Origin of the sequence: Polynucleobacter hallstattensis, assembly GCF_018881835.1 — a bacterium.
Lineage (GTDB): Bacteria > Pseudomonadota > Gammaproteobacteria > Burkholderiales > Burkholderiaceae > Polynucleobacter > Polynucleobacter hallstattensis.
In genome coordinates, this window is record NZ_JACVPO010000002.1 from 647,907 (window position 1) to 673,958 (window position 26,052).

The following is a 26,052-nucleotide window of genomic DNA, read 5'->3' on the forward strand; positions in this document are numbered from 1 at the left end:
TAAAAACCAATAATTGAAGAAATAAGAGAAGGGAGCTACCCAATAAGGATATTAGGTCAGTTTGCCAAAAATCAAGGTACCGTTAGTACCCCCAAAGCCAAAGTTGTTTTTCACGGCATGGTCAATCTTCACATCCCGAGCAGTATTGGCGCAGTAGTCCAAATCACACTCTGGATCCTGATTGAAGATGTTGATTGTTGGTGGAGACTTCTGGTTATGTAGCGCCAGAATAGTAAAGACAGACTCTAAGCCACCAGCACCGCCTAAAAGGTGGCCAGTCATTGATTTGGTGGAGTTAATCAAAGTCTTCTTAGCGTGATCGCCAAGGGCAGCCTTGATTGCGCCGGTTTCATTCTTGTCACCTAAGGGTGTAGAGGTACCGTGTGCATTGATGTATTGAATTTGATCTGGGTTTAAACCGGCATCGCGCATGGCGTTGACCATACAGCGACGTGGACCATCCATATTTGGGGCGGTCATGTGATAAGCATCACCACTCATACCGAAACCTAAGAGCTCACAGTAGATTTTTGCACCACGTGCTTTAGCGTGCTCGTATTCTTCTAACACCACAACACCTGCGCCCTCACCCAGTACGAAACCATCACGGTCTTTGTCCCATGGGCGTGAAGCTGTTGCAGGATCATCGTTGCGAGTCGATAGTGCACGAGCTGAAGCGAAGCCGCCAACACCCAATGCAGAGATAGTAGATTCAGCTCCACCAGCAAGCATCACATCAGCATCACCATACTGAATTAAGCGTGCTGCCAAGCCAATGCTGTGTAAGCCGGTAGTGCAAGCTGTCACTGCGGCAACGTTTGGACCCTTTAGGCCAAACAAGATGCTCAGATGACCAGAAATCATATTAATGATGGAGCCTGGCACAAAGAATGGGGAGATGCGACGAGGACCGCGAGCTAACAATTCAGCGCCAGTCTCTTCAATCATCGGCAAACCACCAATGCCTGAACCAACCATGACGCCAATACGCTCAGCGTTCTCTTCAGTTACCTGTAAACCGCTATCGCGAATTGCTTGCGTACCAGCTGCGATACCGAAATGGATAAAGGTATCCATGTGGCGCGCCTCTTTGGCAGAAACATATTCTTCGACATTGAAATCTTTCACCTCACCAGCGAAATGGACGCTCAGCGGAGTGTGGTCAAACTTCGTGATAGTAGCAATGCCTGATTTACCCGCAAGCAAATTAGACCAAGCTACGTCAACCGAGTTACCAACAGGTGAAATCAGGCCTAAGCCGGTAACAACAACCCGGCGGCGGCCATTTGATGCTGACACAGTAATAGCTTTTAACTAAGCTAGGGAATTAACCCTGAGCTTTTGACTGAGCAAAATCGATAGCGAGCTGAACAGTAGTAATTTTTTCAGCCTCTTCATCCGGAATTTCAATCCCGAATTCATCTTCCAAAGCCATTACCAATTCAACAGTGTCAAGAGAGTCTGCGCCTAAGTCATTCACAAAAGAAGATTCATTCTTGATCTCTGCTTCTGCGACGCCCAATTGCTCAGCGACGATCTTCTTAACGCGTTGTTCGATGTTATCCATTAATTCCCCCAAGGGTTGTAAAAAAACGATGAAAAGAATTTTATCAGCTTGGCAGGCTAAATTAGTAAATCCGCCAAAAAATGATCAATTCCTGCTTTGTTATTAGGCTAAATAGAGCCCGCCATTGACATGCAAGGTATTTCCAGTGATGTATCCGGCGGCTGGAGAGGCTAAAAACGCCACTGCCTGAGCCACATCTTCTGGACTACCTAGACGTGCCAGAGGAATGTTCGCTTTTAGGGCATTTTGCTGCTCTTCACTTAAAGCACGGGTCATATCTGTGTCGATAAAGCCGGGGGCTACACAATTCACAGTGATGTTGCGGCTACCGATTTCGCGAGCCAAAGCGCGGGTCATGCCTGAAACACCGGATTTAGCAGCAGCATAATTAGCCTGCCCAGGGTTGCCCATATGACCAACAATCGAAGTGATATTAATAATGCGGCCGGCGCGCGCTTTCATCATGGGGCGCATTACAGCCTGCGATAAACGGAAAACCGCACTTAAATTGGTATCGATGACATCTGTCCACTCATCTGTTTTCATGCGCATTGCAAGGTTATCGCGAGTAATACCTGCGTTATTCACCAAAATACTGATACCGCCAAAATCTTTGACGATCAAATCGATAATGGCCTCGCAAGCCTTCGGATCGGTCACATTTAATACCTCGCCACGACCACCACTCGCTTGCAAACGGGTGTTGATTGCTTTGGCGCCATCCTCAGACGTGGCAGTGCCAATGACTTTGGCACCACATTTCACTAACTCATCCGCAATAGCCTGGCCAATACCGCGCGATGCGCCGGTCACTAGTGCAATTTGTCCGTTTAAGTCGAGATTCATATTTGTCTTCCGTCGTTTATTTCGTGTTTCTTCTATTGATGATTCGTATCTTTACTTTATGGCAGCCAAAGCTTCATTGAGGCTGAGCTCATCGAAGATGGGCAGCCCAACAACATTTTCATTGATTCGCTTAGTCAGCCCAGCCAATACCTTGCCGGGTCCGCATTCCACTACTTGAGTAATGCCCTGCTTAGCCATCGCATTAATAGTTTCTTGCCAACGCACAGGCTTGGCGGCTTGACGGACTAGAGCGTCTTTTATGGCTGCTGGATCATTCAATACATTGACATCAACGTTATTGACTACAGAGATAGTCGGCACCTTGAATTCAATATCCGCTAAGTAGCCTTTGAGTTTTTCAGAAGCAGGCTGTAGTAATGATGAATGAAATGGCGCTGATACTGGCAACGGCAGAGCGCGTTTTGCGCCAGCCGCTTTAAGCAATTCACAGGCCTTGCTTACTGCATCACTACCGCCAGCAATGACTACTTGTCCTGGAGCATTGAAATTCACGGCCTCCACTACACCACCAGAGGCTGCAGCAGCTTCGGCACAAACCGTCTTCACAATCGCATCATCCAAACCCAAGATTGCGGCCATACCGCCTGTGCCTACTGGCACAGCAGTTTGCATAGCTTGCGCACGAAAGCGCACTAAAGGCACAGCATCCTTAAAAGCGATTACACCTGCAGCAACTAAAGCAGAGTATTCACCTAAGCTATGGCCAGCCATCATCTTAGGAACGGCACCGCCAGAGGCCAACCAAGCGCGGTAGAACGCAATCGCTGCAGTCAACATTACAGGTTGCGTATTCGTTGTTAAGGACAATGCTTCAGCGGGACCTTCAGCAATGAGTTTTGCAACATCTTCACCTAAAGCTTCTGAAGCTTCCTGCAAAGTTGCGCGAACTTCAGGGCGATCAGAAATGGTGTTGAGCATCCCAACAGATTGGGAACCTTGGCCAGGGAATACAAATGCAAATGTCATAGGAATAATCGCTGAATAATGGTTATTGATATTTTTGCTTTAGTACTTAATGACTGCTGCGCCCCAAGCAAAGCCACCGCCCACACCCTCTAGTAAAAGATGTTGGCCACGTTGAATTTGACCAGAGCGAACGCCGACATCGAGCGCAAGCGGGATAGAAGCAGCAGAAGTATTGCCATGCTCATGGACGGTCACAATTACTTTATCCATTGACATGCCCATCTTGCGAGCCGTACTCTCCATAATGCGAATATTGGCTTGGTGTGGCACCAACCAATCGATTTGCTCTGATTTGAGATTGGCTTTTTCTAAAGCCTCATGGGCAACTTGCTCAAGTACTTTGACAGCCAACTTAAACACTGCTGGGCCATCCATTGTTAAGTAAGCGGTTCCCTCTACACCACCCTGCTTAGCGCGCCCTGGAACACAAAGGATATCGCGTTGACTACCATCCGCATGCAAGGCCGTAGCCAAAATACCTGGCTCGGTAGAAGCTTCTAATACAACTGCGCCAGCACCATCACCAAACAAAACAGAAGTAGTGCGATCTTGGAAATCCAAAATGCGGGAGAAAGTTTCTGCGCCGAGAACCAATACTTTTTTGTACGTGCCTATGCGAATAAATGCATCTGCAATAGCGAGAGCGTAAGTAAAGCCAGCACAGACCGCCTGGACATCAAATGCCGCGCAATTAGTATGAGCACCCAGTTTATCTTGCACTACGCAAGCTGTACTTGGGAAACCACCCAAGTGATCTGGTGTGGATGTTGCCAAAATGATCAAGTCAAGATCTTCAGATGTGCAGCCAGCCGCCTCTAATGCTGCTTGAGCTGCTTTGACTGCCAAGTCACTCGTGAGTTGATTTTCTGCAGCAAAGTGACGAGCGGAAATTCCACTTCTAGTCACAATCCATTCATCGCTAGTTTCAAGGCCAATCTTCGCCAAACGTTCCACAAGGTCTTGGTTACTTAAACGCTGCTCTGGAAGATAACTTCCAGTTCCAGCTATTCGTGAATAGATGCTCATGACTATTTTGTCTCCGCCGCAAAAGCTTGAGCGATCCGCTCCACCATGCGATTTTTTGCTGCTTCATATGCGCGCTCGAGCGCATAAGCAAATGCAAAGCGATCCGCTGAACCGTGGCTCTTAATTACGCAACCGCGTAAACCTAATAATACCGCCCCGTTATAGCGACGATGATCCACACGCTTGCGAACACGTAATAAAGGTACCATGGCACAGATTGCCATGAGTTTGGTTAGCCATGAATGATTAAATTCTTGTTTAATTAAGCCGCTCATCATCTTTGCCAAGCCTTCACTTGCCTTAAGGACAACGTTGCCTACAAAACCATCACACACCACGATATCCGTAGTGCCTTTAAAGATATCATTGCCTTCCACGTTGCCATAAAAGTTCAGCTTTGTTTGGCGCAGCAACTCACTGGTCTGCTTAACTACTTCATTGCCTTTAATCACCTCTTCACCAATGTTCAAAAGACCGATGGAAGGGTTTTGCGTACCATCGACTACTTGAACCATGACGTTAGCCATTTGTGCAAATTGCACTAAGTGCATAGGCTCACAGTCTGCGTTAGCGCCAAGATCGAGCATAGTGGTACCGCGCCCTTTTTCATTAGGGATTGCAGTAGCAATGGCCGGACGATCAACACCATCCAGCGTTTTAAGAATGTAGCGGGATATGGCCATCAAGGCACCAGTATTGCCCGAGGAAATAATCGCATCAGCTAGGCCTTCTTTCACCTGCTCGATGGCAACGCGCATGGAAGAATCTTTTTTACGACGCAATGCCACCTCAATAGGGTCATCCATCAAGACGACTTCGCTAGCGGAAATAATATGAATACGCTCCATTGGCGCTTTTGGGAATTGACTCAAGGCTTGCTTGATCACTTCAGGATCACCTACTAGGGCAATCTTTACATCAGCATGTTTTTCTAGAAAATCACAGCAAGCGGGGACAGTAACAACTACCCCATGATCTCCGCCCATGGCATCGATAGCAAGTGTGACGCTCATAAAATCAAGTATTGCTGCAAGTGGTTTTTTTAAAGAAAAAAGCGGCTTTTATTGGAGCCGCTTCTATCTTTTAGACTAAAGAATTAGTCGTTTTTTGTTTTAACAACTTTACGGCCACGGTAGTAGCCGTTTGGTGAAATGTGGTGGCGCAAATGAGCCTCACCAGTTGTGGCTTCAACAGCCGTAGCAGGTGCGGTCAAAAAATCGTGCGCACGGTGCATGCCACGTTTGGATGGGGATTTTTTATTCTGTTGGACGGCCATATTGAACTCCTAAGCAAGGCGACATTCTAGCATGTAAATTAAGATAAATGCCTCGTCAGTTGATAAAACGGGTTTGAAATGGCGCTCCAAATCAATGGGGTCAAATCAATTTTTCTTCATATTTTTCAATATGTTAAAGGGATTCTGGGGCTTTTCAGAGGTATCGGCAGCACCATCCACCTCGCCAAATGAAGAGGCATGCGGCTGGCAAGTGCCGTCTGGATGCTTTGGAATTAAGGGCATGGAAAGGAGGATTTCATCCTCAATGAGCCCTAGAAGGTCAAAGTGTTGACTTGCTACCAAAGGCTCTTGTTGATCATCCTCCATAGGAAAGGCGTCGGCCTCCTCCTCGGAAGTCACGATAACAAATCGACTCTCTTGAGCTAAATCTAGGCCGCAATCCTGCAAACAGCTCTGACAAACTAGGTGAATACGGCCTTTTACGGCTAATTTCAGAATTTGCTGGGGCTCAGAACCCGGAGAATTCGCAAAATGGGTCTCTACCTCCCAATGAAATCCATCCCCGGGCTCAACGCTAGAGGCTTCTTCAGCTACCCTCGGTAAGGCTTTAATCTCCAGAAATCCAGATCCTTGATAGGACTGTGGGGCACAAAAATCGATCCGACTCAAAGCCTTGGGATCGGCGGACAGCTCAACTTGAGGTAAAACTTGATTACGATTCATGACATCAGTCTAAATGAAGGCCTTAGCGAAAGTACAAGTAGTGATGAGTAATTCTGCAAAAAAACTAATTCTGGCATCTACCTCGGCCTATCGTCGGGAGCTCTTGGAGCGCTTACGCATCCCTTTTGATGTCATCTCCCCTCAGGTGGATGAAACCCCCCTTCCTGGTGAAAGCACCCTAGATTTAGCTTTGCGCTTAGCCAAAGCGAAAGCCGCCGCAGTTGCAAAAGATCACCCCCAGGCTTGGGTCATTGGCTCCGATCAAGTGGCCGATCTATGTGGAGCTGCCATTGGTAAGCCAGGAAACTTTGAACGTGCCATGGCGCAACTTCAACTGATGCGCGGTGCCACCGTGACTTTTCAAACGGCACTCTGCCTGATGCATGGCGATGTCGAAACAACTGTCAATATCCCTACGGAAGTACGCTTTCGAAAACTATCGGATGATGTTCTAGAGGCATATCTCCATGCCGAGGAGCCCTATGACTGTACCGGTAGTGCTAAGTCTGAAGGCCTAGGGATTTCACTCCTGGAATCCATCAAGAGCGATGACCCCACCGCCTTAATTGGCTTGCCATTAATTGCGCTGAGCGGCCTTTTGCGTGAAGCGGGTTTTGTTATTCCAGATAAAAAATAATGAGTTCAACACTAGGCACCCTCTTTTTGATTCCTAATACTTTGGGTGATGATGCTCGCGTGGAGCAATTGCCTTGGGTTTTACCAAGCGAAACTATTACACAAACTGCCAAGCTCACCCACTGGATTGTGGAGGATGCAAAAACAGCTCGAGCTTTTTTAAAAGCAGTCGATAGCGTTACGCCCTTAGCCTGCTCTATTCAAGAAATGCAGATGAGTGAGTGGCGTGGCGTTGCACGCAATGCTAAGTATGGTGATGCAGTAAAACCAATGGACTTACTTAAACCCCTCATTGCTGGAAAAGACATGGGTCTCATGTCAGAAGCTGGTGTTCCGGGGGTGGCGGATCCGGGTGCAGAGCTTGTACTAGCAGCGCATAAGCTGGGTGCCAAAGTAAAACCCTTGGTAGGTCCAAGCTCTATTTTGCTGGGCCTCATGGCTAGCGGATTGAATGGTCAGCGCTTTGCGTTTCAGGGTTATATTCCCCATAATGCCCAAGACCGCATCGCTCGACTGAAACAATTAGAAGTGGAATCAAGAAAATTACAGCAGACGCAAATTTGGATTGAAACACCATATCGCAATATTGCAATGCTGATGGCTTGTCTTAATACGCTGTCTCCGCAATCGATGCTTTGTATTGGAATGGATCTCAGTCTGCCAAGTGAAGCCATTACTACGCTCTCGATTACTGACTGGCGTAAGCGCTTTCCAAACGAAGCAGCCTGCGCCTCATTACAAAATAGGCCAGCAGTATTTCTATTGCTGGCCTAGGTGTTTTTTGTGACTTTGTTGATCTATCTTTTTTACTTTAGATCGGGTGTTTTAATTAAAGCCTTGCCTGCTGCAGCGCCAACTTCAGCGCCGAAACGCTTAGCAACACGCTCAGCAAAATTCTCTTTCATGGTGTAGTCCAGAATATCAGGTGCTTTAAAGATATCGCGCGCTACAGTTTCAACTGTTCCGTAGCCATCCACCAAACCAATTTTGATTGCTTGCTCGCCATTCCAAACGCGGCCCGAGAACATCTCTGGAGTTTCTTTTAGACGATCACCGCGACCTGCTTTCACGACTGCAATAAATTGCTGATGAATCTCCTCGATCATAGTTTTGATCATCTCTACTTGCCGTGGATTTTCTTTGGAGAATGGATCCATCATGCCCTTATTAGAGCCCGCCGTAATCATGCGACGAGTTACGCCCAACTTATCCATCAGACCAGTAAAACCAAAGCCTTCCATGATCACGCCAATGGATCCAACTAAGCTCGCCTTGTCCACCAAAATTTGGTCGCCTGCAACAGCTACGTAGTAACCGCCTGAGGCACAGATATCTTCTACTACGACATAAAACGGTTTACTTGGGTAGAGTTTGCGTAAGCGATGAATCTCGTCATTCATCATGCCGGCCTGAACTGGAGAGCCGCCAGGACTATTGATACGCAAGACTACCCCTGCACTATTTTCATTTTCAAAAGCAGCCGTAAGCGAAGAATTAATATCCAAAGCATTGGCCATTGAACTTGAAGAAATCTCCCCTTCCAGCGTGACTAAGGCGGTATGTTTTTCCGTACTCATACCGCGCCCTGGCAGATGAAAATCAAATACCGCCAGTATTACGCCGACAAAGACAAGAAGGGTGAGGATACGAAACACTGCTTTCCAGCGACGTGCCTTGCGAGTCTCTTTTAAATTCTCTAGCAGTAAATGCTCGAGCGCTTGACGCTCCCAATTTTGATTTGCGTTCTCAGATTGATTTTGATCCATCTTTTTAATCCTTAATTACTAACTAGTTTTTAACAGTGAGATTCTGACTGAGCCAGGCTGCCAACTGCGAGACATCATCCACATGCATCAGCGATGGCGCTTCTTTTAAAGTACTTGGAGGATGCGCACCGTACGTTACCGCTACAGCATCCACACCTGCATTGGCTGCCATATCTAAGTCATGGGTGGTGTCCCCAATCATCAGCATACGGCGCATCGGTACTTGCATCACATCTGAGAGCTCTAAGAGCATTCCGGGGTGAGGCTTCGAAAAAGATTCGTCTGCAGTGCGTGTTTCGTGGAACATCTGCTCCAACTGGTGATGTTTTAGAGAGCGATCCAATCCAACACGAGATTTGCCAGTGGCAACACCTAATAGATAACCATCCTCGCGCAGGCTTTGGAGTAATTCACGAATACCTGGAAATAAATCGAGCTCGTGATCTTTAGCTAGATAGTGAAATCGAAAGCGCTCCGTTAATTTAGGGAAATGCGCCGGCTCAATCCACGGCACTGCCCTTCTGAGTGAATCCTGAATACCCAAACCAATGACCGAGCTAGCCAAAGTGTCATCCGGCTCTTTGAAACCCAAATCGCGACAAGCTTGCTGAATACAGTCCACAATAGTTGGCGTGGAATCCATAATGGTTCCATCCCAGTCCCATACGATCAGGTCGTAGCGTCTATCGGGTTTTTGTTCTTCAGACATGAGTGGACGCTTCAAAAGTTTTCATCATTGCTGCAAATTCAGAGGGTAATGGGGACTCAATACGCATTTTCTCGCCAGTACGGGGATGAGTAAAGCCTGCTAAGTGGGCATGCAAATACAGGCGTTTGGATTTCAGAACCTTGTCTTGATCTTCAAAGCCGTATTTATCGTCACCCAAAATCGAGTGGCCTAATTTTTGAAGGTGTACGCGGATTTGATGAGTGCGCCCAGTTTTGAGCTGGGCCTCAGCTAGAGTGATCGCCACCTCCCCACGTCTCATCACTTTCGTGACCCGCAAAGCGGTATGACTTGGCAGACCATCTGGGTCAACACGAACGCGACGCTCGCCATTGGCTAATAGGTATTTATGTAATGCAAACTTCAGTTGCATCGTGCCTGCGCCCTGAGCAATTTCTCCATGGGCTAATAAATAGTAGCGTTTGTCGGTTTGCCCTTCCCGGATCTGGCGATGCAGTTCTACCAAAGCGCTACGCTTTTTAGCTAAGAGCAACACGCCTGATGTGTCTCGATCCAAACGGTGAACCAATTCCAAGAATTTGAGCTCAGGACGGGTAATACGCAGGGTTTCAATCACGCCAAGCGCAATTCCTGAACCCCCATGAACTGCCAAACCTGCGGGTTTATTTACTATTAATAGCGCTTCATCCTCAAACAAGATGGGCATTTTGTCGGAATACCCCTGCGCCCGAGACTTGGTTTGGGCAGTGTTGACTGCCGCCATTTGGGCTGGTTCTGCAATACGTACTGGCGGGACTCTGACCACATCCCCCTCAATTAAGCGCGTAGTCGGCTCAGCCCTTTTCTTATTCACTCGGACCTCGCCAGAGCGAATAATGCGATAAACGTGGCTTTTAGGAACACCTTTTGCCCAACGTAGTAGGTAGTTATCTAGTCGCTGGCCAGCCTCTTCTGGACCAATAGTCTGAAGATGAACGGCGGCTGGAGCACTGGTTTTGACCTGTAAGGGCTTGGAAATAGGTTCGGATTTCATGATTTATCTCTCTTGCCACCCCGACGGGGGTCGACAAGGGACTTAACAATACCCCATTGTCCTTCAACTTGTGCCGTATAATCAACGCTCTAGCCAATTTATTGGCCCGAGACAGACCTGATTCAGGTTTAGATCGTGGAGCTTGGAGTCGCCCTTAATAGACTCCCGGGGTTGCCCCTCCCCCGTTGTAATGAGGCGCAGGGTTGGTGTGCCGTATGCCGCGACCCGCGATTAGAAGACAGTTTTCAGGCGCGCGCCTGCATTGATGACCTAAAGGAGGTCTCTGCGGCGATCGTCAAGTGTGGCACCGGTTTAACAAGCTTGAACTTGGTGTACTAGGCAGTAAATGCCTGGATTTGTTTGATCCACACTCCAAAGCCGCCAATGGGCTATGCCCCAAGCGGTATCTAACTTGTCCCTAACGCAGCGCGCAACGACACATTCCCAATAGGAGAGTGTTATGAAACGCATGTTATTTAATGCAACTCAACAAGAAGAGTTGCGAGTTGCCATCGTCGATGGTCAAAAACTCATCGATATCGATATCGAAGCTGCCGGTCGTGAACAACGTAAAGGCAATATTTACAAAGGTGTTATTACTCGCATTGAGCCTTCGCTCGAAGCTTGCTTTGTAAATTACGGTGAAGAACGCCATGGCTTCCTGCCATTTAAAGAAGTTGCGCGTACCTACTTTAAAGAAGGTATTGACGTCCGTAATGCCTCCATTAAAGATGCCTTACGTGAAGGCCAAGAAATTATTGTTCAAGTAGAAAAAGAAGAGCGTGGCCAAAAAGGCGCTGCCCTGACCTCTTTCGTCTCCTTGGCAGGTCGCTATTTGGTATTAATGCCAAACAACCCACGTGGAGGTGGTGTTTCTCGTCGTATTGAAGGCGAAGACCGTCAAGAACTCCGTGAGGCAATGTCTCAATTAGAAGTACCGGATGGCATGAGCATCATTGCTCGTACCGCAGGTATTGGCCGCGATGCTACTGAATTGCAATGGGATTTAAGTTATCTCATGCAGTTATGGACAGCGATTGACGAAGCCGCTAAAGGTAATTCAGCACCACTATTGATTTACCTCGAATCGAGCTTAGTGATTCGTGCGATTCGCGATTACTTCCAACCAGATATTGGTGAGATCCTCATCGATACGGATGATATCTACGAGCAAGCTGCGGCATTTATGTCAGTGGTGATGCCAGATAACCTGCCAAGAGTGAAGCGTTACCAAGACGATGTTCCATTGTTCTCCCGCTTCCAAATTGAGCACCAAATTGAAACTGCGTACTCACGTACCGTGCCATTGCCTTCGGGTGGCGCAATTGTGATTGACCACACCGAAGCTTTAGTCTCAGTCGACGTCAACTCCGCACGTGCCACGCGCGGCTCTGATATTGAAGAGACTGCTACTCGCACCAACTTAGAGGCTGCCGATGAAATCGCCCGTCAAGCACGTTTACGTGACTTGGGTGGTTTGATAGTGATCGACTTCATTGACATGGAATCAAGTAAAGCACAGAAGGATGTGGAAAATCGCTTACGCGACGCTCTGCGTCATGACCGTGCCCGTGTACAGATGGGTAAGATCTCCAAATTTGGTTTGATGGAAATGTCACGCCAGCGTTTACGCCCTGCCCTCTCTGAAGGCAGCCACGTAACTTGCCCACGTTGTAATGGCACCGGCCATATCCGCGATACCGAATCTTCTGCATTGCAAGTCTTGCGCATCATCCAAGAAGAGGCAATGAAAGAAAACACTGCTGCTATTCATACGCAAGTTCCAGTTGAAGTGGCTGCATTCTTACTCAATGAGAAACGCGCTGAAGTTATCAAGATCGAGTCACGCTTCAAAGTGAACGTCTTAATGGTTCCTAACAAGCATTTAGAAACACCACATTACAAGCTTGAGCGTTTACGTCATGATGATCCACGTCTTGACGATCAAAAGGCCAGTTACGTGATGGCTGAAGAGGCAGCGCGTGAACTCGAAACGGATACCGCGGTAAGCCGCAAAGATGCAGATGTTAAAGTTCGCCCTGAAGCTGCTGTCAAAGGTATTACGCCAAATGCACCGGCTCCAGTAAGTCAGCCACGTCCTGCACGTACTGAAAAGATAACCGCAGAAACTGCTAGCACTGGTGGATTCTTCGGATTCATTAAGAACCTATTCTCTTCAGCACCTAAACCAGAAGCACAACCCGCTCCTAGCGCACCACGTGGTCGCAACCAAAACAATCGCAATGGCAATAACCGCAATCGTGGTCGTCGCGGCGAGCGTAACGATCGTGCTGAGCGTCAAGTTGAAGGTGCGGTAAGCACTGAAGGTGCAAATGCAACACGCGAGGCAGGTTCAGGTAGAGGTCGTCAAGATGGTCGCAACCGAAATGGCAATAGTAATAACCGCAACCAAAACAATCCAAAACCAGAAAATCAAGCTGCGATAACTCCAGCTACTGAAGCTGCTCCTGGAACTGATGCAACTCCAAGTGTAGATGGCGAAGAGCGTCGTGGTCGTGGTCGCAACCGTCGTGGTCGTGGTCGTGGTCAACGTGGCGAGCGCACTGAGTCCACTGGTGATGCAGCAATTGCTTCTGTTGTTTCAGAAGCAACTTCATTCACCGGTCCTCCAGTAGGAATGGCGGGAGCATCTGCTTCAATGCCGATTCAGAACATTGCCCAAAGCTTTGGACATACGACTGCGCCTGTAGCTTCTAACGAAGCGAAAGAGCGGGCACCACGTGCGCCTAGAGAACCAAGAGAACAACGTGCGCCGCGTCAAAGCAATCGTACTGATCACGCTGCTCCTGCGGCTACTCCAGTCACTGCATCAGCTCCAGCAATTGAAGTGATTGCTAAACCGATGCCTGAGCTCCCTAAGGTTGCCTTCCAGGCACTCGAAGAGACTCCATTGCACAGCGTAGTTCAGTCTGCTGGCATGGTGTGGGTTGCAACAGATACTGGCAAGCATCAAGAAGCACAATCGCAAATCAAAGCAGAGCCAGAAATTTTGCCAACAGGCAGAACTCCTAAAGCTCCTGTTAGCTTGCAAAATGGTCCGATGGTTTTAGTTGAAACCGGCGGCCAAGAAAAAACGGTTTAATCCAATTTCTCCAGACTGCTATTTATCCCACAAAGATATTTGGCAGTTTGGCAGAAACACGGTTTCATAGCCATAATTACGCATGGTTGAAAAAGTAATCCCCATACGTTTAGATGAAGGTAAAGGCCTTACGCCGTCCATACCAGGACAGCTCTTGGCTGCGAGCACCTCAACCAAAGATACCCGCGGACGCCCGCTACGAGATTTACGCATCTCCGTCACTGATCGCTGTAATTTCCGCTGCACCTATTGCATGCCTAAGGAAATCTTCGACAAAGACTACCCCTATCTCTCCCATAATGAATTGCTCAGCTTTGAAGAGATCACCCGCTTAACAACCGTCTTTGCCTCGCTAGGTGTTGAAAAAATTCGTCTCACTGGTGGCGAGCCTTTACTTCGTAAAAATCTCGAAGTACTGATTGAGATGCTGGCTAAGATTCACACTACGGCAGATCAACCGCTTGATCTCACCTTAACTACTAATGGCAGTATTTTGCGCAAAAAGGCGGCCGCATTAAAAGCGGCAGGCTTGCATCGCCTCACCATTAGCCTTGATGGCCTGAATGATGACATCTTCAAGAAAATGAATGATGTCGACTTTCCAGTTACGGATGTACTTGATGGAATTGCAGCAGCTCAAGAGGCGGGCTTTACCAATCTCAAAGTGAATATGGTGGTTAAGAAGGGAACGAACGACCAAGAAATTATTGGCATGGCCAAGCATTTCAAAGGTAGCGGTGTAACACTGCGCTTTATTGAATTTATGGATGTAGGTAGCTCTAACGGCTGGAATATGTCTCAGGTACTTCCCTCTCAAGAGGTCGCTAATCGGATTCATGCCGTCTTTCCAATAGAAGCTATTGAGGCTAACTATCCTGGTGAAGTGGCTCAACGCTGGCGCTATCTTGATGGCTCTGGTGAAATTGGCTTTATTTCTAGTGTCACACAAACTTTTTGTCACGAATGCACGCGTGCTCGCATCTCTACGGATGGTCAGCTGTATCTCTGCTTATTCGCAAATGAAGGCTTTGATTTCAAAACGCTATTGCGTTCTGGAAGAAGTGATTTAGAAATTGCTAATGCCATCATGTCGACATGGTCAGGACGTAATGATCACTACTCAGAGATTCGAGGATCTAACACCGCTGAATCGAATTCCGCTCGCAAAGTAGAGATGTCTTACATCGGCGGCTAATGATTACCTCAGAAGACATTACTGGACTCATCTTGGCGGGAGGCCGCGCCCAAAGAATGGGTGGCATTGATAAGGGCTTAATTCCCTTTCATAGCAAACCTCTAATTGAATCCGCCATCAGCCGACTCAAACCCCAAGTCAGTACTATTCTGATTAATGCTAACCGCAGTATTACTAAATATTCGCACTACGGCTATCCAGTACTCATGGATGAAACTCCGGATTTTTCTGGCCCACTAGCTGGCTTCTCAGTTGGACTGAAGCATTGCAAAACGCCCTACTTGCTGACATCGCCTTGCGACTCCCCTTTGCTGCCTACCGATCTTGCCGAAAAGATGGCACACCAATTGGAAAGTAATGATTTAGAGCTCGTTTTTGCCTCTTCAAAAGAAGATGACGGCAAGATTTGGTCGCAACCAGTTTTCTGTTTAATGAAAACTGATTTACAGGATTCTTTAGATGCCTTTTTAAGTAAAGGGGATTTGAAAATTGACCGCTGGTTTAAAGAATTACGTTCTGGCACTGTAGTTTTCGAAAACCCTCAAGCATTTGCCAATGTGAACACACCAGAAGAATTAGCTGCCTTAGAAAAGGTATCTTCATGACCGATTTAATCAAGCACTCCCCAAACAGCCCCATTCTCTTGACTGCCTCACTCCATGTGGATGAAGCACGTAAGGCTATCTCAGACCTAGTCAATGAATTACTTCTCGAGTCTCGCAAGCTGAATAATGCGAGTGATATTGAGTTAGTCACCTTGGATCAAGCGATTAATCGCATTTTGGCGGAAGATTTGCTGTCCCCGATTGATGTCCCTGCTGCCGATAACTCTGCCATGGATGGCTTCGCCTTTAATGGCGATTGCCTAGGAAATAGCGAAGCCATAGCTACCTTGAAGATTGTTGGTACAGCCTATGCTGGCAAGCCTTATGAAGGGCTTGTTGGCCCAGGTGAATGCCTCAAGATTATGACTGGCGCCCTCATGCCCAATGGCTGCGATACCGTCATTCCTCAGGAATTTACAGAATCCGCAAGTGAGTCAACCGTGGGTTTTAAACAAAATCAAGTGAAGCGTGGAGAGAACCGCCGCTTACGTGGCGAAGACTTGCAAAGAGATAAAGCCGCTATTGCAGCCGGTCGATTGTTGCGACCGTCAGATCTTGGTCTAGCTGCTTCGTTAGGTATTGCTAGTCTAAAGGTGCATCGCAAACTCAAAGTGGCTATTCTTTCCTCTGGAGATGAATTGCGCTCTCTTGGACAAGCTCTTGATACGGGCAGTATTTATGACAGTAATCGCTATAGCCTGACAGGCTTACTCAATCGACTCAATCTAGAAATTATTGACTGCGGCATTGTGCGTGATGATCCCGCCTCACTCAAAGCCGCCTTCGTAGATGCAGCCTCTAGAGCAGATGTTCTGATCTCTTCTGGCGGAGTCTCTGTTGGTGAGGCAGACTTTACCAAACAGATCATGCAAGAACTGGGTGACGTAGGCTTTTGGAAAATCGCCATGCGCCCAGGACGCCCCATGGCCTTTGGGATGCTCAAGTCAATTGATGGATCTAGCCGCAAGACCCTCTTCTTTGGTCTGCCTGGCAATCCCGTTGCAGTGATGGTGACCTTCTACCAATTTGTTCGCTCAGCTTTATTACAACTCAACGGCGCAAGCCAGACTGAGCAGCTAATGACCCAAGCGATTGCCGAGGCACCGATCCGGAAAAAACCGGGCCGAACAGAATTTCAGCGTGCCGTTATGGGGCGTGGACCTGATGGGAAGCCGACGGTCAAGTTAACCGGCAGCCAAGGTGCTGGAATTTTGCGATCGATGAGCGAGGCAAATTGCTTTGTAATCTTGTCTCATGAGCAAGGAAATGTAGCAGCCGGTGAATGGGTAGATGTGGCGCTTTTCGACGGACTGCTTTAAGATTGCACCTCATGAAACTCACCAAAAAAGAAATTGCCTTCGTAGATCCAATGCATACCGCCAAAACCCTGGTTTTGGTTTATCTCTGCTTCTCTGTACCGATTGTGTTGTTAGCCTTGTTTGTAGCCTTCATTCGTGACGGTGCCATTCCTGGGTTTACCGTTCTCTCTGCATTGATTCTGAATGCCCTACTTGGTTTTGCTTTACTGTGGATTGCTTGCAAGGTCTACAACTGGGTCGCAGGTAAATTTGGTGGCATTGAACTTGCTCTTCGTGAGCTCCCAGAAGAAATTGAAGCAGATTAAGTTTTCAGCTAGGCTTTAAATACCTCTGTATTAATTAAGCTTGGTGGCTTCTTCCCATTAAGCGCAGCTCGCAAATTCTCCACTGCAAGATCCACCATCGCTCTACGCGTTTTTTCTGTAGCACTAGCAATGTGCGGAGCCAACACAATATTGCTGCACTTGAGCAACTCTGGATGCACTTGAGGTTCACCCTCAAAAACATCTAAGCCCGCCGCGAAGATCTTGCCACTTTGCAATGCTTTTGCTAAAGCCTCATCATCCACAATACCGCCACGGGCAATATTGATTAGAGTAGCGGTGGGTTTCATCAGGGCAATTTCTGATGCGCCAATCGTATGATGATTTTGAGGTGTGTAAGGCAGAACAAGTACAACATGATCCGCGGTTCGAAGTAGCTCTTCTTTGGAGACATAACTCGCTCCACACGCTTTTTCATTTGCCTCAGATAAACGGCTTCGGTTGTGATAAATCACTTTCATTCCAAAACCGAGTGCACGCTTTGCAATGCCTTGACCAATACGACCCATGCCAATAATGCCAATGGTGCTGTGATGTAAATCCATCCCCAAGGGATTATTCACAATCGACCACTGATCCCATTTTCCCGCCCTCACCCAATGCTCGGATTCGGTAATTCGTCTGGCAGTTGCCATTAGTAAAGCAAAGCCAAAATCAGCAGTGGTGTCAGTAAGAACATCGGGAGTATTGGTAGCCATCACCCCCGATAAGCTCATCGCAGGAACATCAAAATTGTTATAGCCAACTGAAATATTCGCCGCTATTTTTAAATCTTTAGCATTCTGCAAAGCACTTGCATCTATTCGCTCGCTACCAGTTACCAATGCACCGACTACGTTTGACAGTTCTTTTTGTAACTCTGCTGGAGTAAATACTCGATCGGCCTGATTAGATCGAACCTGAAAGGATTTCTCCAGCTCCGCTAGTTGATCAGAAAAGATTGCTCTACTTACTAAGATCTTTGGTTTATTGCTCATTTATATCCTTTTGATCTGGCCATTTACCCAATGCCAAATATTTTTAGTCAGCTCAATGTTGAAGAATGGGACGAAATTTGATGCAATGCAACATAGATACCATGCTAGTTTCTATAAATTTTTAACTTATTAGACCAATATTAAGGGGAAACCCCCAATCTTACTTGCTCCAATTTTAAGAAACTTTGTTTAATATTGAACAGATAAGCAGTATTTTTATAATAAACGACCACAGGAGATTTAGATGTCAGAAACTAATAACACTAGCCCACGCCGTAAGTTTCTTAAAAGTGCTGCTGTAGGAACTGCCGGTGCAGCCGCAATGGGTTTCCCAATGATTTCAAGTGCGCAAACCGTGAACCTGCGCTTTCAGTCCACTTGGCCAGCTAAAGATATTTTCCACGAGTATGCGAATGATTACGCAACTAAGGTAAATGCCATGTCAGGTGGTCGACTGAAGATTGAGGTATTGCCTGCTGGTTCAGTAGTTAAAGCTTTTGATATGTTAGATGCTGTATCTAGCGGTACTTTAGACGGTGGCCATGGCGTTTTGGCTTACTGGTACGGTAAAAGTCCGGCATTAGCTCTGTGGGGATCAGGTCCAGCCTTTGGTATGGATGCCAATACTCTCCTATCTTGGAACCAATATGGTGGCGGTCAGCAATTGCTTAATGAAATCTACAACGACCTCAAACTCGATGTAGTCTCCTTCCCATATGGCCCAATGCCAACCCAGCCATTAGGTTGGTTTAAAAAGCCAATTGCAAAAGCAGACGACCTAAAGGGCTTGAAATATCGTACCGTTGGCCTCTCTATTGAGATCTTTACAGATATGGGCGCATCAGTTCAAGCTCTACCTGGCGGAGAAATCATTCCAGCAATGGACCGCGGTGTTTTAGATGCTGCTGAATTTAATAATGCTTCTTCAGACCGTCTCCTTGGATTCCCTGACGTATCTAAAGTCAATATGCTTCAAAGCTTCCATCAGAGCTCAGAGCAATTTGAAATTATCTTCAATAAGAAGAAATTCAACTCCTTACCTGCAGATCTCCAGGCAATTCTGTCATACGGAACCCAAGCAGCTTCTGCAGATATGTCATGGAAAGCAATTGATCGCTACTCCAAAGACTTTGTTGAACTACAAACCAAAGACAAGGTGAAGTTCTACGCTACACCGAAGTCTATTTTGGTGGCCCAATTGAATGCCTGGGATAAGATTATTGCGAAGAAAGCCTCTGAACTCCCAATGTTCAAGAAAGTGCTGGATTCACAAAAAGCCTTTGCTCAACGCGCAGTTCGCTGGGATTTGCTCACCAACGTCGATATGAAGATTGCCTACGACCACTACTTCAAGGGCTAATGAGGCAAATTTGCCTTTATAATTTACTGTGTGTATCTCAACCGGACGGTACCCCCGTCCGGTTTTTTTACATCTGCCCAAAGAAATAGATTAATGTTTTAGGAGAGTGGTTTATGGATAAATTCATGCTAAGAGTCGACGAGATCAGCACCTTCGTTGGCAAAGCTGCTGCTTGGCTAGTCGTCCTTTTGATGCTCATGGTCTTTACGGATGTTGTGAGACGCTATGCATTTAATTCCCCATCAGCATGGATTGGCGAGTTATCTGTCATGGCCTACGGGACTATGTTTATGTTATGCGGCGCCTATACCTTGGCACAAAATGGACACGTTCGAGGTGACTTCCTTTATGGATCGATGAAGCCCCGAACACAGGCAACTCTAGATTTGATTTTGTACATCGCTTTTTTCCTACCCGGAATTACTGCTTTGGTTTATGCCGGCTATACCTATGCTGCAGAATCTTGGCGCATTGGTGAGCACACCACCCAAATTGCAAATGGTCCCCCACTCTACCCTTTTAAGACCATCATTCCAGTTGCAGGAGCATTTGTACTGCTGCAAGGTTTTGTTGAGATTATGCGTTGCATTATTTGTATTAAATCCGGCGAATGGCCAGCACGCTTAAAAGATGCCGCAGAAATCGACGTAGTTGAACAGCAATTGGCTGCTTCTACTCACGTTGATGAAGAGGCCCGTCAACAAGCAATTAAAAATGCTAAATCCATCGATGAAGCAGCTCATCATCGCATTGGTCAAACTAAAGAGATAAATCATGAGTGATCCGATTCTTGGCTTAGCTATGCTCAGCTTGATTATTGTTGTAATCATGCTGGGCTTCCCAACCGCCTTTACCCTAATGGGTCTGGGCATGATGTTTGGTTTTGCAGCTTTTTACGATCCAGCGCAAAGCTGGACTGCAAATAAAGTATTTACTCTGATGGTACAAAGAACTTTCGGAGGTATGACGAATGATGTCCTCTTATCCATTCCGCTCTTTGTATTAATGGGATATGTGATGGAACGAGGGGCGCTGGTAGACAAGATGTTCTACAGCATCCAGCTAGCATTCCGTCGACTGCCAGCTTCTTTGGCTGTAGCCACTCTCATTGTTTGTACCTTTTGGGGCATTGCAAGCGGCCTCGTTGGTGCTGTTGTTGTTCTCATGGGTGTGATTGCCATGAAACCGATGCTAAATGCTGGTTACGATACGCGACTAGCGGCTGGTGTTATTACAGCTGGTGGCACCTTAGGTATTTTGATTCCGCCTTCGGTCATGATTATTGTTTATGCAGCAGTTGCTGGTCAATCTGTTGTCAAACTCTATGCTGCTGCCATGGTGCCAGGATTTTTCCTTGCCTTTTTGTATTTGGTTTACATCATTGGTTGGGCCTTAATCAATCCCAAAGTTGCGCCTAAGCTACCACCAGAACAACTCGTCGTTCCAATTCCGCCGACGATTCGTTTTCTGCGTGATAACTATGCCCACAATATGCTGGTTGCCTCATTTAAGGCGCTGTTCTCTCCAGCTAAATTGATGAATGCACCGGCTGATACAAGACTCTCTTTTGCAAAAATTTTCAAAAATGTGCTCGCAGCGCTTACCCCATTAGCCTTGGTTGCAGTCACCATGTGGGGAGTATGGTGGTATGTCATCATTCATCAGCAAAATGAAAGAGATGCGCTGAATGTTCCAGTGGTGACTGAGCTTGCTCAAGCTGCAACAAGCGTTGCGGAACCGGTTGAAGAAGGCCTAGTATCTCTTGATGCCACCTCCAATAACATCAAATCTAAAGAGCCCGAAGTAGATGCTCCATTGGTTGCCTTAGATGCTGCTGCTGGAGATGCTCCATCGGCAGATGCCGCTCCAGAGGCAGCTGTAGGGCCGCCAGAGAACTTCGAGCTGTATTTTGGCTTGACCTGTATCCTCTTCGGCCTATTACTCATTTATTACTACATTAAGTTAGATGAGGAGCAATTTGAGATTCTCAAGCTACTGATTGAATCTGTGATGCCATTAGGCGTTCTGACGCTCTTAGTACTGGCTGTCATCCTATTAGGCATTACTACCGCCACTGAATCTGCTGCAGTAGGTGCATTAGGTGCTTTCATACTGGCATTTCAAGCTGGCACCTTAAACTTTGAGCGCACCAAGCAAGCAGTTTTCTTGACAGCTAAAACAACATCGATGGTGTGCTGGCTGTTCGTAGGCTCAGCGCTCTTCTCTGCTGTATTTACTATTTTGGGCGGTCAAACACTCATTGAGAAATGGGTGCTGATGCTTGATCTAACGCCAATCCAATTTATGCTGCTCTCTCAAGCGATCATCTTCTTCCTAGGATGGCCTCTAGAGTGGACAGAAATTATTGTGATTTTCGTGCCGATCTTCTTGCCTTTGTTGGCTCACTTCAACATCGATCCACTCTTGTGGGGTACCTTGGTCTTTGTGAACTTGCAAGCGGCCTTCTTGTCACCACCCGTTGCGATGTCTGCCTTCTATCTCAAGGGAGTTTCGCCACCAGGCGTCACGCTCAACCAGATTTTCGCAGGCATGATGCCTTACATGTTTATCGTGATTGCATGCATGGCCTTTATGTATGTTTGGCCAGGCATGACATTGTGGCTACCGAAGTTCCTCTACGGAGGTTAATAAGACTGGGTAGTTTTGCTAAAAGAAAAAGCGCTCTTAAGGGAGCGCTTTTTTCTATCCCACACCAACCATACTTCAAGTCATCTGATTGAGTAGCTCACTATTCGTCTTACCCAAAGCAACCGTAAATAAACCTTGCCAGTAGTTGAATGATGCCAACTCCTCTTCATCTAACTCCATCTCAATAAAGGCAGGATGACGAATTAAAGAAAGCCAGATACGGCAAAACATCTTATCTTCAAGGCGCGAGGGTTTGCTAACAAAAGGGATTTCCTCTAGATTGGGAATAATGTCGTAAACCCCCTCTTGATTTACCATTTCTTGTCTATCCCTACTTAAGCGCATCATTTCGAGCATCACCCTACCAAGCTGATCATAGTGTCCTTGCCAGCAAATAGGGGTTGCTGCTATCTCTTTTGTTTTCTCTAGATACTTGCGTGCAAAATCGCTCCACGCGTAAGCCAAATCAAACTCAGTCTTTACCTTGGTATTTTGTAAGGCAGTAGGTAAGTTTGTTGATTTCATTAATTCCAGATTGCGGTCTCCCCCAAAGGTGTAATCAATGATCAATAATGGTTTTTCTGTTTTATCGATCTTCAGCCGATACTCTTCCATGGTCCGTTCTTTCTTAGTGGATTTAATTAATGACGATTCTTGAAGTGTAATCAATTCGGCTTCTCTATGAAAAAGTAAAGCCATAGGGAAATCCCCTGCTCAAATCCTTCCTTTGCTCTCTACCGCCATATGGGTATAAGCAATTTTTAATAGGGGGCAGTCTATTGAGCTCAAATTAGCAAAACTAATCAGATCGCCCAAGATATGCTCGTGCTCATCCCTCTTGCCTGCAAGCAAGTCCCTCAACATTGAAGCCGTGAAAGGCGACCCCTCCTTAACGAGAATATCTTTAGAGCTTGATTGCGTAGACCCATCAATTGGTCGCCCTTGGCTTGCAGCGATGGCGCAGCATTCAGCAAACATTTTCCCGCTGAGATCCTTGCCGTATCGAGTTGCTGCAATATCTCCAATCGAACCACGACAGATTGTTGTCATACCGGCGAGCGCTGCTAGGAAAGTCCATTTGTCCCATAGGGCTTGCTCAATATTTTCCTTATAAAAAGAATCAAAATCCGCCTTTTTGCATAAGGCAAACAATGCCTGGCACAACGCTTCTTGTCCCGGTGTTCTGGGACCAATCGTTAATGAATTTAACTCCGTCAATTGTTTGATAGCGCCTGATTCAGAAATGGTTGCGGCAATGTGGGCGACACCACCCATGACCCGCTCCCTACCAAATTGGCGATCTAGGGTATCAAGATGGGTAAAGCCATTTAAAAATGGGAGAATGACCCCTTTTGAGCTTGCTTTGATGATTGAACCAAGTGCATCCTTTAAATCGAAGGCTTTGCAAGCCAAAATAATCAGGTCATAAATAGGCTCTAATTGCTTGGCCAGAATCGTTTCTGGACGGATGGTAAAGCTCCCCCTAGGGGTCTCTACCGTCAAGCCTTGTTTCTGAATAAGCTGCTGGCGCTGCTCTCGCAGTAGATAGGTAATATCTGCGCCCGATTGATGTAGTTTGGCACCAAAAAAGCCGCCAATACCCCCAGCACCAACAATCAATATTTTCATGAAGAAACGCTTTTTTGTGACTTAGTACTCATAGAATATATCGAATCCACAAAAATTAACTAAAGAGGGTTAGCCTAATGGAAAAAATGAGGTTTGCTTAAAATATAGGCCATTTCAGCTAAAATGAATTTTTATAATCTGACAGTCCATTTATCCGGACCCCTTACCTGTAAACCATAATGACTTACGTTGTTACCGAAGCTTGTATCCGCTGCAAATACACTGATTGCGTTGATGTCTGCCCAGTCGATTGTTTTCGCGAAGGTCCTAACTTTTTAGTAATCGATCCAGATGAATGTATCGATTGCGCAGTCTGCGTACCAGAGTGTCCAGTCAATGCGATTTATGCGGAAGATGATGTACCTGGAGATCAACAGTCTTTCATCAAATTAAATGCTGACCTTTCCCCAGGATGGACATCTATCACCAAATCCAAATCAGCCCTTCCAGATGCGGATGAGTGGAAAGACGTTAAAAATAAAATTGATCAACTGGTAAAGTAAATTGCAGCACCCCATTGAAACCGATGCAGTCATTATTGGCGCCGGTCCGGTGGGGCTCTTCCAAGTCTTTGAGCTTGGTCTCTTAGAAATTAAAGCGCATGTCATTGACTCCCTACCTGAAGTGGGAGGTCAATGTATCGAGCTCTACCCAGATAAACCCATCTATGACATCCCGGCAATTCCGGTTTGCACTGGTCGTGAGCTAGTTAGTAATCTACTCAAACAAATTGAGCCATTCAAACCGCAGTTTCACTTAAATCAAGAGGTCTCTACCCTTGAGAAACAGGCTGATGGTCGTTTTCTGATTCGCACATCCCAAGATCAGCAATTTTTGAGTAGAGCGATTTTTATAGCTGCAGGTGTTGGTGCATTTCAACCGCGCACGCTCAACCTAAATGGCATTGAAGCTTTTGTCGATAAACAAGTTTTCTATCGCGTCAGAAATCCTGAGCAATTTATAGGCAAGCACATAGTGATTTGTGGTGGCGGAGATTCCGCGCTGGATTGGGTATTACATTTTGCCGATCAAGCTGCCAGTGTGACACTCATACATCGCCGAGATGAATTTAAAGCAGCCCCTCAGTCAGTTGCTAAGATGCGAGCTCTTTGTGCTGCCGGCAAGATGCAACTCATCATTGGACAAATTACGGGCATTGAATCGTCTAATGACAAACTTACTGAAATTGCCGTCACTAATATTGATGGCGAGGTTCAGATAATTGCATTAAATACACTCTTACTGTTTTATGGACTTTCCCCTAAATTAGGCCCTATCGCCGACTGGGGCTTAGATATCGACCGTAAGCAAATTGCTGTGGATACTGCCTGCTTTCAGACTAGCACTCCCGGCATATACGCCGTTGGGGATATTAATATCTACCCGGGCAAGAAAAAACTGATTTTGTCAGGCTTTCATGAATCAGCCTTGGCGGCCTTTGCAGCAGCCGCCTATCTGGCCCCAGAAAAGCAGATTCAACTCCAATACACCACCACATCCCCAAAGCTTCATAAGGCGCTTGGGGTAAGCCCATCGACATTCGAGTAAGCTCTTAACATCACTGAATTATTTGACTGAATAAACCTATGCGTCAATATCACAATCTCATGAAGGAAGTCCTTGAAAAAGGCGTCCAAAAATCCGATAGAACGGGTACTGGCACTATTTCTATCTTTGGCCATCAGATGCGCTTTAATCTGGCCGAAGGCTTTCCGATGGTGACGACGAAGAAGTTGCATCTCAAGTCCATTATTCTGGAATTACTCTGGTTCCTCAAAGGCAGTACTGACAACAACTGGCTTAAAGAGCGTGGTGTTTCCATTTGGAATGAATGGGCAGCTCCAGATGGTGACCTTGGCCCGATTTACGGCTATCAGTGGCGCTCATGGCCAGCACCGAATGGTGAGCATATTGACCAGATCGCTGAAGTGGTAGAAACCCTGAAAAAGAATCCAGACTCTCGTCGCATGATTGTTTCCGCTTGGAACGTGGCTGATATTCCTCGCATGGCTTTGGCGCCTTGTCACGCTTTCTTTCAGTTTTACGTTGCTGATGGCAAGCTATCTTGTCAACTCTATCAACGTAGTGCGGATATCTTCTTAGGTGTGCCCTTCAATATTGCTAGCTATGCCTTACTGACTCACATGATGGCGCAGCAGTGCAATTTAGAAGCTGGTGACTTTGTATGGACTGGTGGTGACTGTCATCTTTATAGCAATCATTTGGAGCAAGTCGATCTCCAGCTATCAAGAGACTTCTTTCCGCCACCTAAGCTCAATATTTTGCGCAAGCCAAACTCCATCTTTGATTACGAATTCGAAGATTTTGAAATCGCCGGCTATGAATCCCATCCCGCCATTAAAGCTCCTGTAGCTGTTTAAGA

At 46.6% G+C, this 26,052-nt stretch carries 27 protein-coding genes; 13 read left to right on the forward strand and 14 right to left on the reverse strand.

Annotated elements, in window-relative coordinates:
• Window positions 1-51: 51 nt before the first annotated feature.
• From fabF to ICN26_RS09780, 8 genes are all read right to left on the reverse strand, one after another.
• Window positions 52-1,299 (reverse strand): beta-ketoacyl-ACP synthase II, encoded by a 1,248-nt coding sequence (fabF, locus tag ICN26_RS09745; protein ID WP_216268202.1) that lies wholly within the window; start codon window positions 1,297-1,299, stop codon window positions 52-54.
• A gap of 28 nt (window positions 1,300-1,327) precedes the next feature.
• Window positions 1,328-1,567, reverse strand: a complete 240-nt coding sequence (gene acpP / locus ICN26_RS09750; protein ID WP_046330561.1) for an acyl carrier protein — start codon at window positions 1,565-1,567, stop codon at window positions 1,328-1,330.
• Between the two features lie 102 nt (window positions 1,568-1,669).
• Window positions 1,670-2,413: a 3-oxoacyl-ACP reductase FabG gene (fabG, locus tag ICN26_RS09755; RefSeq protein ID WP_216268203.1), complete on the reverse strand. Its 744-nt coding sequence runs from the start codon at window positions 2,411-2,413 to the stop codon at window positions 1,670-1,672.
• Window positions 2,414-2,464: 51 nt separating this feature from the next.
• Window positions 2,465-3,400, reverse strand: a complete 936-nt coding sequence (gene fabD / locus ICN26_RS09760; RefSeq protein WP_216268204.1) for an ACP S-malonyltransferase — start codon at window positions 3,398-3,400, stop codon at window positions 2,465-2,467.
• A 39-nt stretch (window positions 3,401-3,439) separates the two neighbouring features.
• A complete protein-coding gene (locus ICN26_RS09765) occupies window positions 3,440-4,426 on the reverse strand; it encodes a beta-ketoacyl-ACP synthase III (protein WP_216268205.1) in 987 nt (328 codons plus the stop codon).
• Window positions 4,427-4,428: 2 nt separating this feature from the next.
• Complete coding sequence (gene plsX, locus ICN26_RS09770; protein ID WP_216268206.1) at window positions 4,429-5,439, reverse strand: phosphate acyltransferase PlsX; 1,011 nt, start codon at window positions 5,437-5,439, stop codon at window positions 4,429-4,431.
• 83 nt (window positions 5,440-5,522) lie between these two features.
• Entirely contained in the window at window positions 5,523-5,702 is a 180-nt protein-coding gene (rpmF, locus tag ICN26_RS09775) for a 50S ribosomal protein L32 (RefSeq protein ID WP_011902241.1), read from the reverse strand.
• 105 nt (window positions 5,703-5,807) lie between these two features.
• Window positions 5,808-6,386, reverse strand: coding sequence for a YceD family protein (locus ICN26_RS09780; protein WP_216268207.1), 579 nt, complete (start codon window positions 6,384-6,386; stop codon window positions 5,808-5,810).
• A gap of 43 nt (window positions 6,387-6,429) precedes the next feature.
• On the opposite strand from ICN26_RS09780, the gene ICN26_RS09785 reads away from it, so the two are divergent.
• Window positions 6,430-7,023 (forward strand): Maf family nucleotide pyrophosphatase, encoded by a 594-nt coding sequence (locus ICN26_RS09785; RefSeq protein WP_216268208.1) that lies wholly within the window; start codon window positions 6,430-6,432, stop codon window positions 7,021-7,023.
• On the forward strand, window positions 7,023-7,796 hold the full coding sequence (locus tag ICN26_RS09790; protein ID WP_216268209.1) for an SAM-dependent methyltransferase: 774 nt from the start codon (window positions 7,023-7,025) through the stop codon (window positions 7,794-7,796). Before ICN26_RS09785 ends, ICN26_RS09790 begins: the two co-directional genes overlap by 1 nt.
• A gap of 32 nt (window positions 7,797-7,828) precedes the next feature.
• On the opposite strand, the gene ICN26_RS09795 is transcribed toward ICN26_RS09790, so the two are convergent.
• From ICN26_RS09795 to ICN26_RS09805, 3 genes are read right to left on the reverse strand one after another with little or no spacing between them, the layout of a single operon-like run.
• Window positions 7,829-8,788, reverse strand: a complete 960-nt coding sequence (locus ICN26_RS09795) for a S49 family peptidase (protein ID WP_216268210.1) — start codon at window positions 8,786-8,788, stop codon at window positions 7,829-7,831.
• A 22-nt stretch (window positions 8,789-8,810) separates the two neighbouring features.
• Entirely contained in the window at window positions 8,811-9,497 is a 687-nt protein-coding gene (locus tag ICN26_RS09800; RefSeq protein WP_216268211.1) for an HAD-IIIA family hydrolase, read from the reverse strand.
• A complete protein-coding gene (locus ICN26_RS09805) occupies window positions 9,490-10,509 on the reverse strand; it encodes an RluA family pseudouridine synthase (RefSeq protein ID WP_216268212.1) in 1,020 nt (339 codons plus the stop codon). The genes ICN26_RS09800 and ICN26_RS09805 overlap by 8 nt, the downstream gene beginning before the upstream one ends.
• Before the next feature lie 460 nt (window positions 10,510-10,969).
• On the opposite strand from ICN26_RS09805, the gene ICN26_RS09810 reads away from it, so the two are divergent.
• The 5 genes from ICN26_RS09810 (at window position 10,970) to ICN26_RS09830 (ending at window position 17,036) form a co-directional block, all read left to right on the forward strand.
• Window positions 10,970-13,612 (forward strand): Rne/Rng family ribonuclease, encoded by a 2,643-nt coding sequence (locus ICN26_RS09810; RefSeq protein WP_216268213.1) that lies wholly within the window; start codon window positions 10,970-10,972, stop codon window positions 13,610-13,612.
• Window positions 13,613-13,694: 82 nt separating this feature from the next.
• Entirely contained in the window at window positions 13,695-14,807 is a 1,113-nt protein-coding gene (moaA, locus tag ICN26_RS09815; protein WP_216268214.1) for a GTP 3',8-cyclase MoaA, read from the forward strand.
• Window positions 14,807-15,412, forward strand: coding sequence for a molybdenum cofactor guanylyltransferase MobA (gene mobA, locus ICN26_RS09820; RefSeq protein WP_216268215.1), 606 nt, complete (start codon window positions 14,807-14,809; stop codon window positions 15,410-15,412). The genes moaA and mobA overlap by 1 nt, the downstream gene beginning before the upstream one ends.
• Window positions 15,409-16,731, forward strand: coding sequence for a molybdopterin molybdotransferase MoeA (gene moeA, locus ICN26_RS09825; RefSeq protein WP_216268216.1), 1,323 nt, complete (start codon window positions 15,409-15,411; stop codon window positions 16,729-16,731). The genes mobA and moeA overlap by 4 nt, the downstream gene beginning before the upstream one ends.
• An 11-nt stretch (window positions 16,732-16,742) precedes the next feature.
• Window positions 16,743-17,036 (forward strand): hypothetical protein, encoded by a 294-nt coding sequence (locus tag ICN26_RS09830; protein ID WP_015421612.1) that lies wholly within the window; start codon window positions 16,743-16,745, stop codon window positions 17,034-17,036.
• An 8-nt stretch (window positions 17,037-17,044) separates the two neighbouring features.
• Here ICN26_RS09830 and ICN26_RS09835 read toward each other — a convergent pair whose 3' ends face one another.
• Window positions 17,045-18,031 (reverse strand): 2-hydroxyacid dehydrogenase, encoded by a 987-nt coding sequence (locus ICN26_RS09835; protein ID WP_216268217.1) that lies wholly within the window; start codon window positions 18,029-18,031, stop codon window positions 17,045-17,047.
• Window positions 18,032-18,275: 244 nt separating this feature from the next.
• On the opposite strand from ICN26_RS09835, the gene ICN26_RS09840 reads away from it, so the two are divergent.
• The 3 genes from ICN26_RS09840 (at window position 18,276) to ICN26_RS09850 (ending at window position 22,040) form a co-directional block, all read left to right on the forward strand.
• Window positions 18,276-19,391 carry a TRAP transporter substrate-binding protein gene (locus tag ICN26_RS09840; protein WP_046330575.1) on the forward strand — a complete coding sequence of 372 codons (1,116 nt, stop codon included), beginning with the start codon at window positions 18,276-18,278 and terminating at the stop codon, window positions 19,389-19,391.
• A 113-nt stretch (window positions 19,392-19,504) separates the two neighbouring features.
• On the forward strand, window positions 19,505-20,173 hold the full coding sequence (locus tag ICN26_RS09845; RefSeq protein WP_046330576.1) for a TRAP transporter small permease subunit: 669 nt from the start codon (window positions 19,505-19,507) through the stop codon (window positions 20,171-20,173).
• Window positions 20,166-22,040 (forward strand): TRAP transporter large permease, encoded by a 1,875-nt coding sequence (locus ICN26_RS09850; RefSeq protein ID WP_216268218.1) that lies wholly within the window; start codon window positions 20,166-20,168, stop codon window positions 22,038-22,040. Before ICN26_RS09845 ends, ICN26_RS09850 begins: the two co-directional genes overlap by 8 nt.
• Before the next feature lie 75 nt (window positions 22,041-22,115).
• Here the strand turns inward: ICN26_RS09850 and ICN26_RS09855 are convergent, their stop codons facing one another.
• Window positions 22,116-22,739: a hypothetical protein gene (locus ICN26_RS09855; protein ID WP_216268219.1), complete on the reverse strand. Its 624-nt coding sequence runs from the start codon at window positions 22,737-22,739 to the stop codon at window positions 22,116-22,118.
• Between the two features lie 15 nt (window positions 22,740-22,754).
• Window positions 22,755-23,669, reverse strand: coding sequence for a ketopantoate reductase family protein (locus tag ICN26_RS09860; RefSeq protein ID WP_216268220.1), 915 nt, complete (start codon window positions 23,667-23,669; stop codon window positions 22,755-22,757).
• Window positions 23,670-23,848: 179 nt separating this feature from the next.
• Here ICN26_RS09860 and fdxA point away from each other — a divergent pair, with 179 nt between their 5' ends.
• Genes fdxA through ICN26_RS09875 form a run of 3 tightly spaced genes read left to right on the forward strand, consistent with a single transcriptional unit; the run spans window position 23,849 to window position 26,050 of the window.
• Window positions 23,849-24,172, forward strand: coding sequence for a ferredoxin FdxA (gene fdxA / locus ICN26_RS09865; RefSeq protein ID WP_216268221.1), 324 nt, complete (start codon window positions 23,849-23,851; stop codon window positions 24,170-24,172).
• A 1-nt stretch (window position 24,173) separates the two neighbouring features.
• On the forward strand, window positions 24,174-25,217 hold the full coding sequence (locus ICN26_RS09870; RefSeq protein WP_216268222.1) for an NAD(P)/FAD-dependent oxidoreductase: 1,044 nt from the start codon (window positions 24,174-24,176) through the stop codon (window positions 25,215-25,217).
• A 38-nt stretch (window positions 25,218-25,255) separates the two neighbouring features.
• A complete protein-coding gene (locus ICN26_RS09875; RefSeq protein ID WP_216268223.1) occupies window positions 25,256-26,050 on the forward strand; it encodes a thymidylate synthase in 795 nt (264 codons plus the stop codon).
• Window positions 26,051-26,052 lie beyond the last annotated feature (2 nt).

Excerpts from the sequence above, each read along its gene's own strand:
- acpP (WP_046330561.1), bottom strand. The coding sequence starts at position 1,567 with ATGGATAACATCGAACAACGCGTTAAGAAGATCGTCGCTGAGCAATTG.
- fabG (WP_216268203.1), bottom strand. The coding sequence starts at position 2,413 with ATGAATCTCGACTTAAACGGACAAATTGCACTAGTGACCGGCGCATCG.
- fabD (WP_216268204.1), bottom strand. The coding sequence starts at position 3,400 with ATGACATTTGCATTTGTATTCCCTGGCCAAGGTTCCCAATCTGTTGGG.
- ICN26_RS09765 (WP_216268205.1), bottom strand. The coding sequence starts at position 4,426 with ATGAGCATCTATTCACGAATAGCTGGAACTGGAAGTTATCTTCCAGAG.
- plsX (WP_216268206.1), bottom strand. The coding sequence starts at position 5,439 with ATGAGCGTCACACTTGCTATCGATGCCATGGGCGGAGATCATGGGGTA.
- rpmF (WP_011902241.1), bottom strand. The coding sequence starts at position 5,702 with ATGGCCGTCCAACAGAATAAAAAATCCCCATCCAAACGTGGCATGCAC.
- ICN26_RS09780 (WP_216268207.1), bottom strand. The coding sequence starts at position 6,386 with ATGAATCGTAATCAAGTTTTACCTCAAGTTGAGCTGTCCGCCGATCCC.
- ICN26_RS09785 (WP_216268208.1), top strand. The coding sequence starts at position 6,430 with ATGAGTAATTCTGCAAAAAAACTAATTCTGGCATCTACCTCGGCCTAT.
- ICN26_RS09790 (WP_216268209.1), top strand. The coding sequence starts at position 7,023 with ATGAGTTCAACACTAGGCACCCTCTTTTTGATTCCTAATACTTTGGGT.
- ICN26_RS09795 (WP_216268210.1), bottom strand. The coding sequence starts at position 8,788 with ATGGATCAAAATCAATCTGAGAACGCAAATCAAAATTGGGAGCGTCAA.
- ICN26_RS09800 (WP_216268211.1), bottom strand. The coding sequence starts at position 9,497 with ATGTCTGAAGAACAAAAACCCGATAGACGCTACGACCTGATCGTATGG.
- ICN26_RS09805 (WP_216268212.1), bottom strand. The coding sequence starts at position 10,509 with ATGAAATCCGAACCTATTTCCAAGCCCTTACAGGTCAAAACCAGTGCT.
- ICN26_RS09810 (WP_216268213.1), top strand. The coding sequence starts at position 10,970 with ATGAAACGCATGTTATTTAATGCAACTCAACAAGAAGAGTTGCGAGTT.
- moaA (WP_216268214.1), top strand. The coding sequence starts at position 13,695 with ATGGTTGAAAAAGTAATCCCCATACGTTTAGATGAAGGTAAAGGCCTT.
- mobA (WP_216268215.1), top strand. The coding sequence starts at position 14,807 with ATGATTACCTCAGAAGACATTACTGGACTCATCTTGGCGGGAGGCCGC.
- moeA (WP_216268216.1), top strand. The coding sequence starts at position 15,409 with ATGACCGATTTAATCAAGCACTCCCCAAACAGCCCCATTCTCTTGACT.
- ICN26_RS09830 (WP_015421612.1), top strand. The coding sequence starts at position 16,743 with ATGAAACTCACCAAAAAAGAAATTGCCTTCGTAGATCCAATGCATACC.
- ICN26_RS09835 (WP_216268217.1), bottom strand. The coding sequence starts at position 18,031 with ATGAGCAATAAACCAAAGATCTTAGTAAGTAGAGCAATCTTTTCTGAT.
- ICN26_RS09840 (WP_046330575.1), top strand. The coding sequence starts at position 18,276 with ATGTCAGAAACTAATAACACTAGCCCACGCCGTAAGTTTCTTAAAAGT.
- ICN26_RS09845 (WP_046330576.1), top strand. The coding sequence starts at position 19,505 with ATGGATAAATTCATGCTAAGAGTCGACGAGATCAGCACCTTCGTTGGC.
- ICN26_RS09850 (WP_216268218.1), top strand. The coding sequence starts at position 20,166 with ATGAGTGATCCGATTCTTGGCTTAGCTATGCTCAGCTTGATTATTGTT.
- ICN26_RS09855 (WP_216268219.1), bottom strand. The coding sequence starts at position 22,739 with ATGGCTTTACTTTTTCATAGAGAAGCCGAATTGATTACACTTCAAGAA.
- ICN26_RS09860 (WP_216268220.1), bottom strand. The coding sequence starts at position 23,669 with ATGAAAATATTGATTGTTGGTGCTGGGGGTATTGGCGGCTTTTTTGGT.
- fdxA (WP_216268221.1), top strand. The coding sequence starts at position 23,849 with ATGACTTACGTTGTTACCGAAGCTTGTATCCGCTGCAAATACACTGAT.
- ICN26_RS09875 (WP_216268223.1), top strand. The coding sequence starts at position 25,256 with ATGCGTCAATATCACAATCTCATGAAGGAAGTCCTTGAAAAAGGCGTC.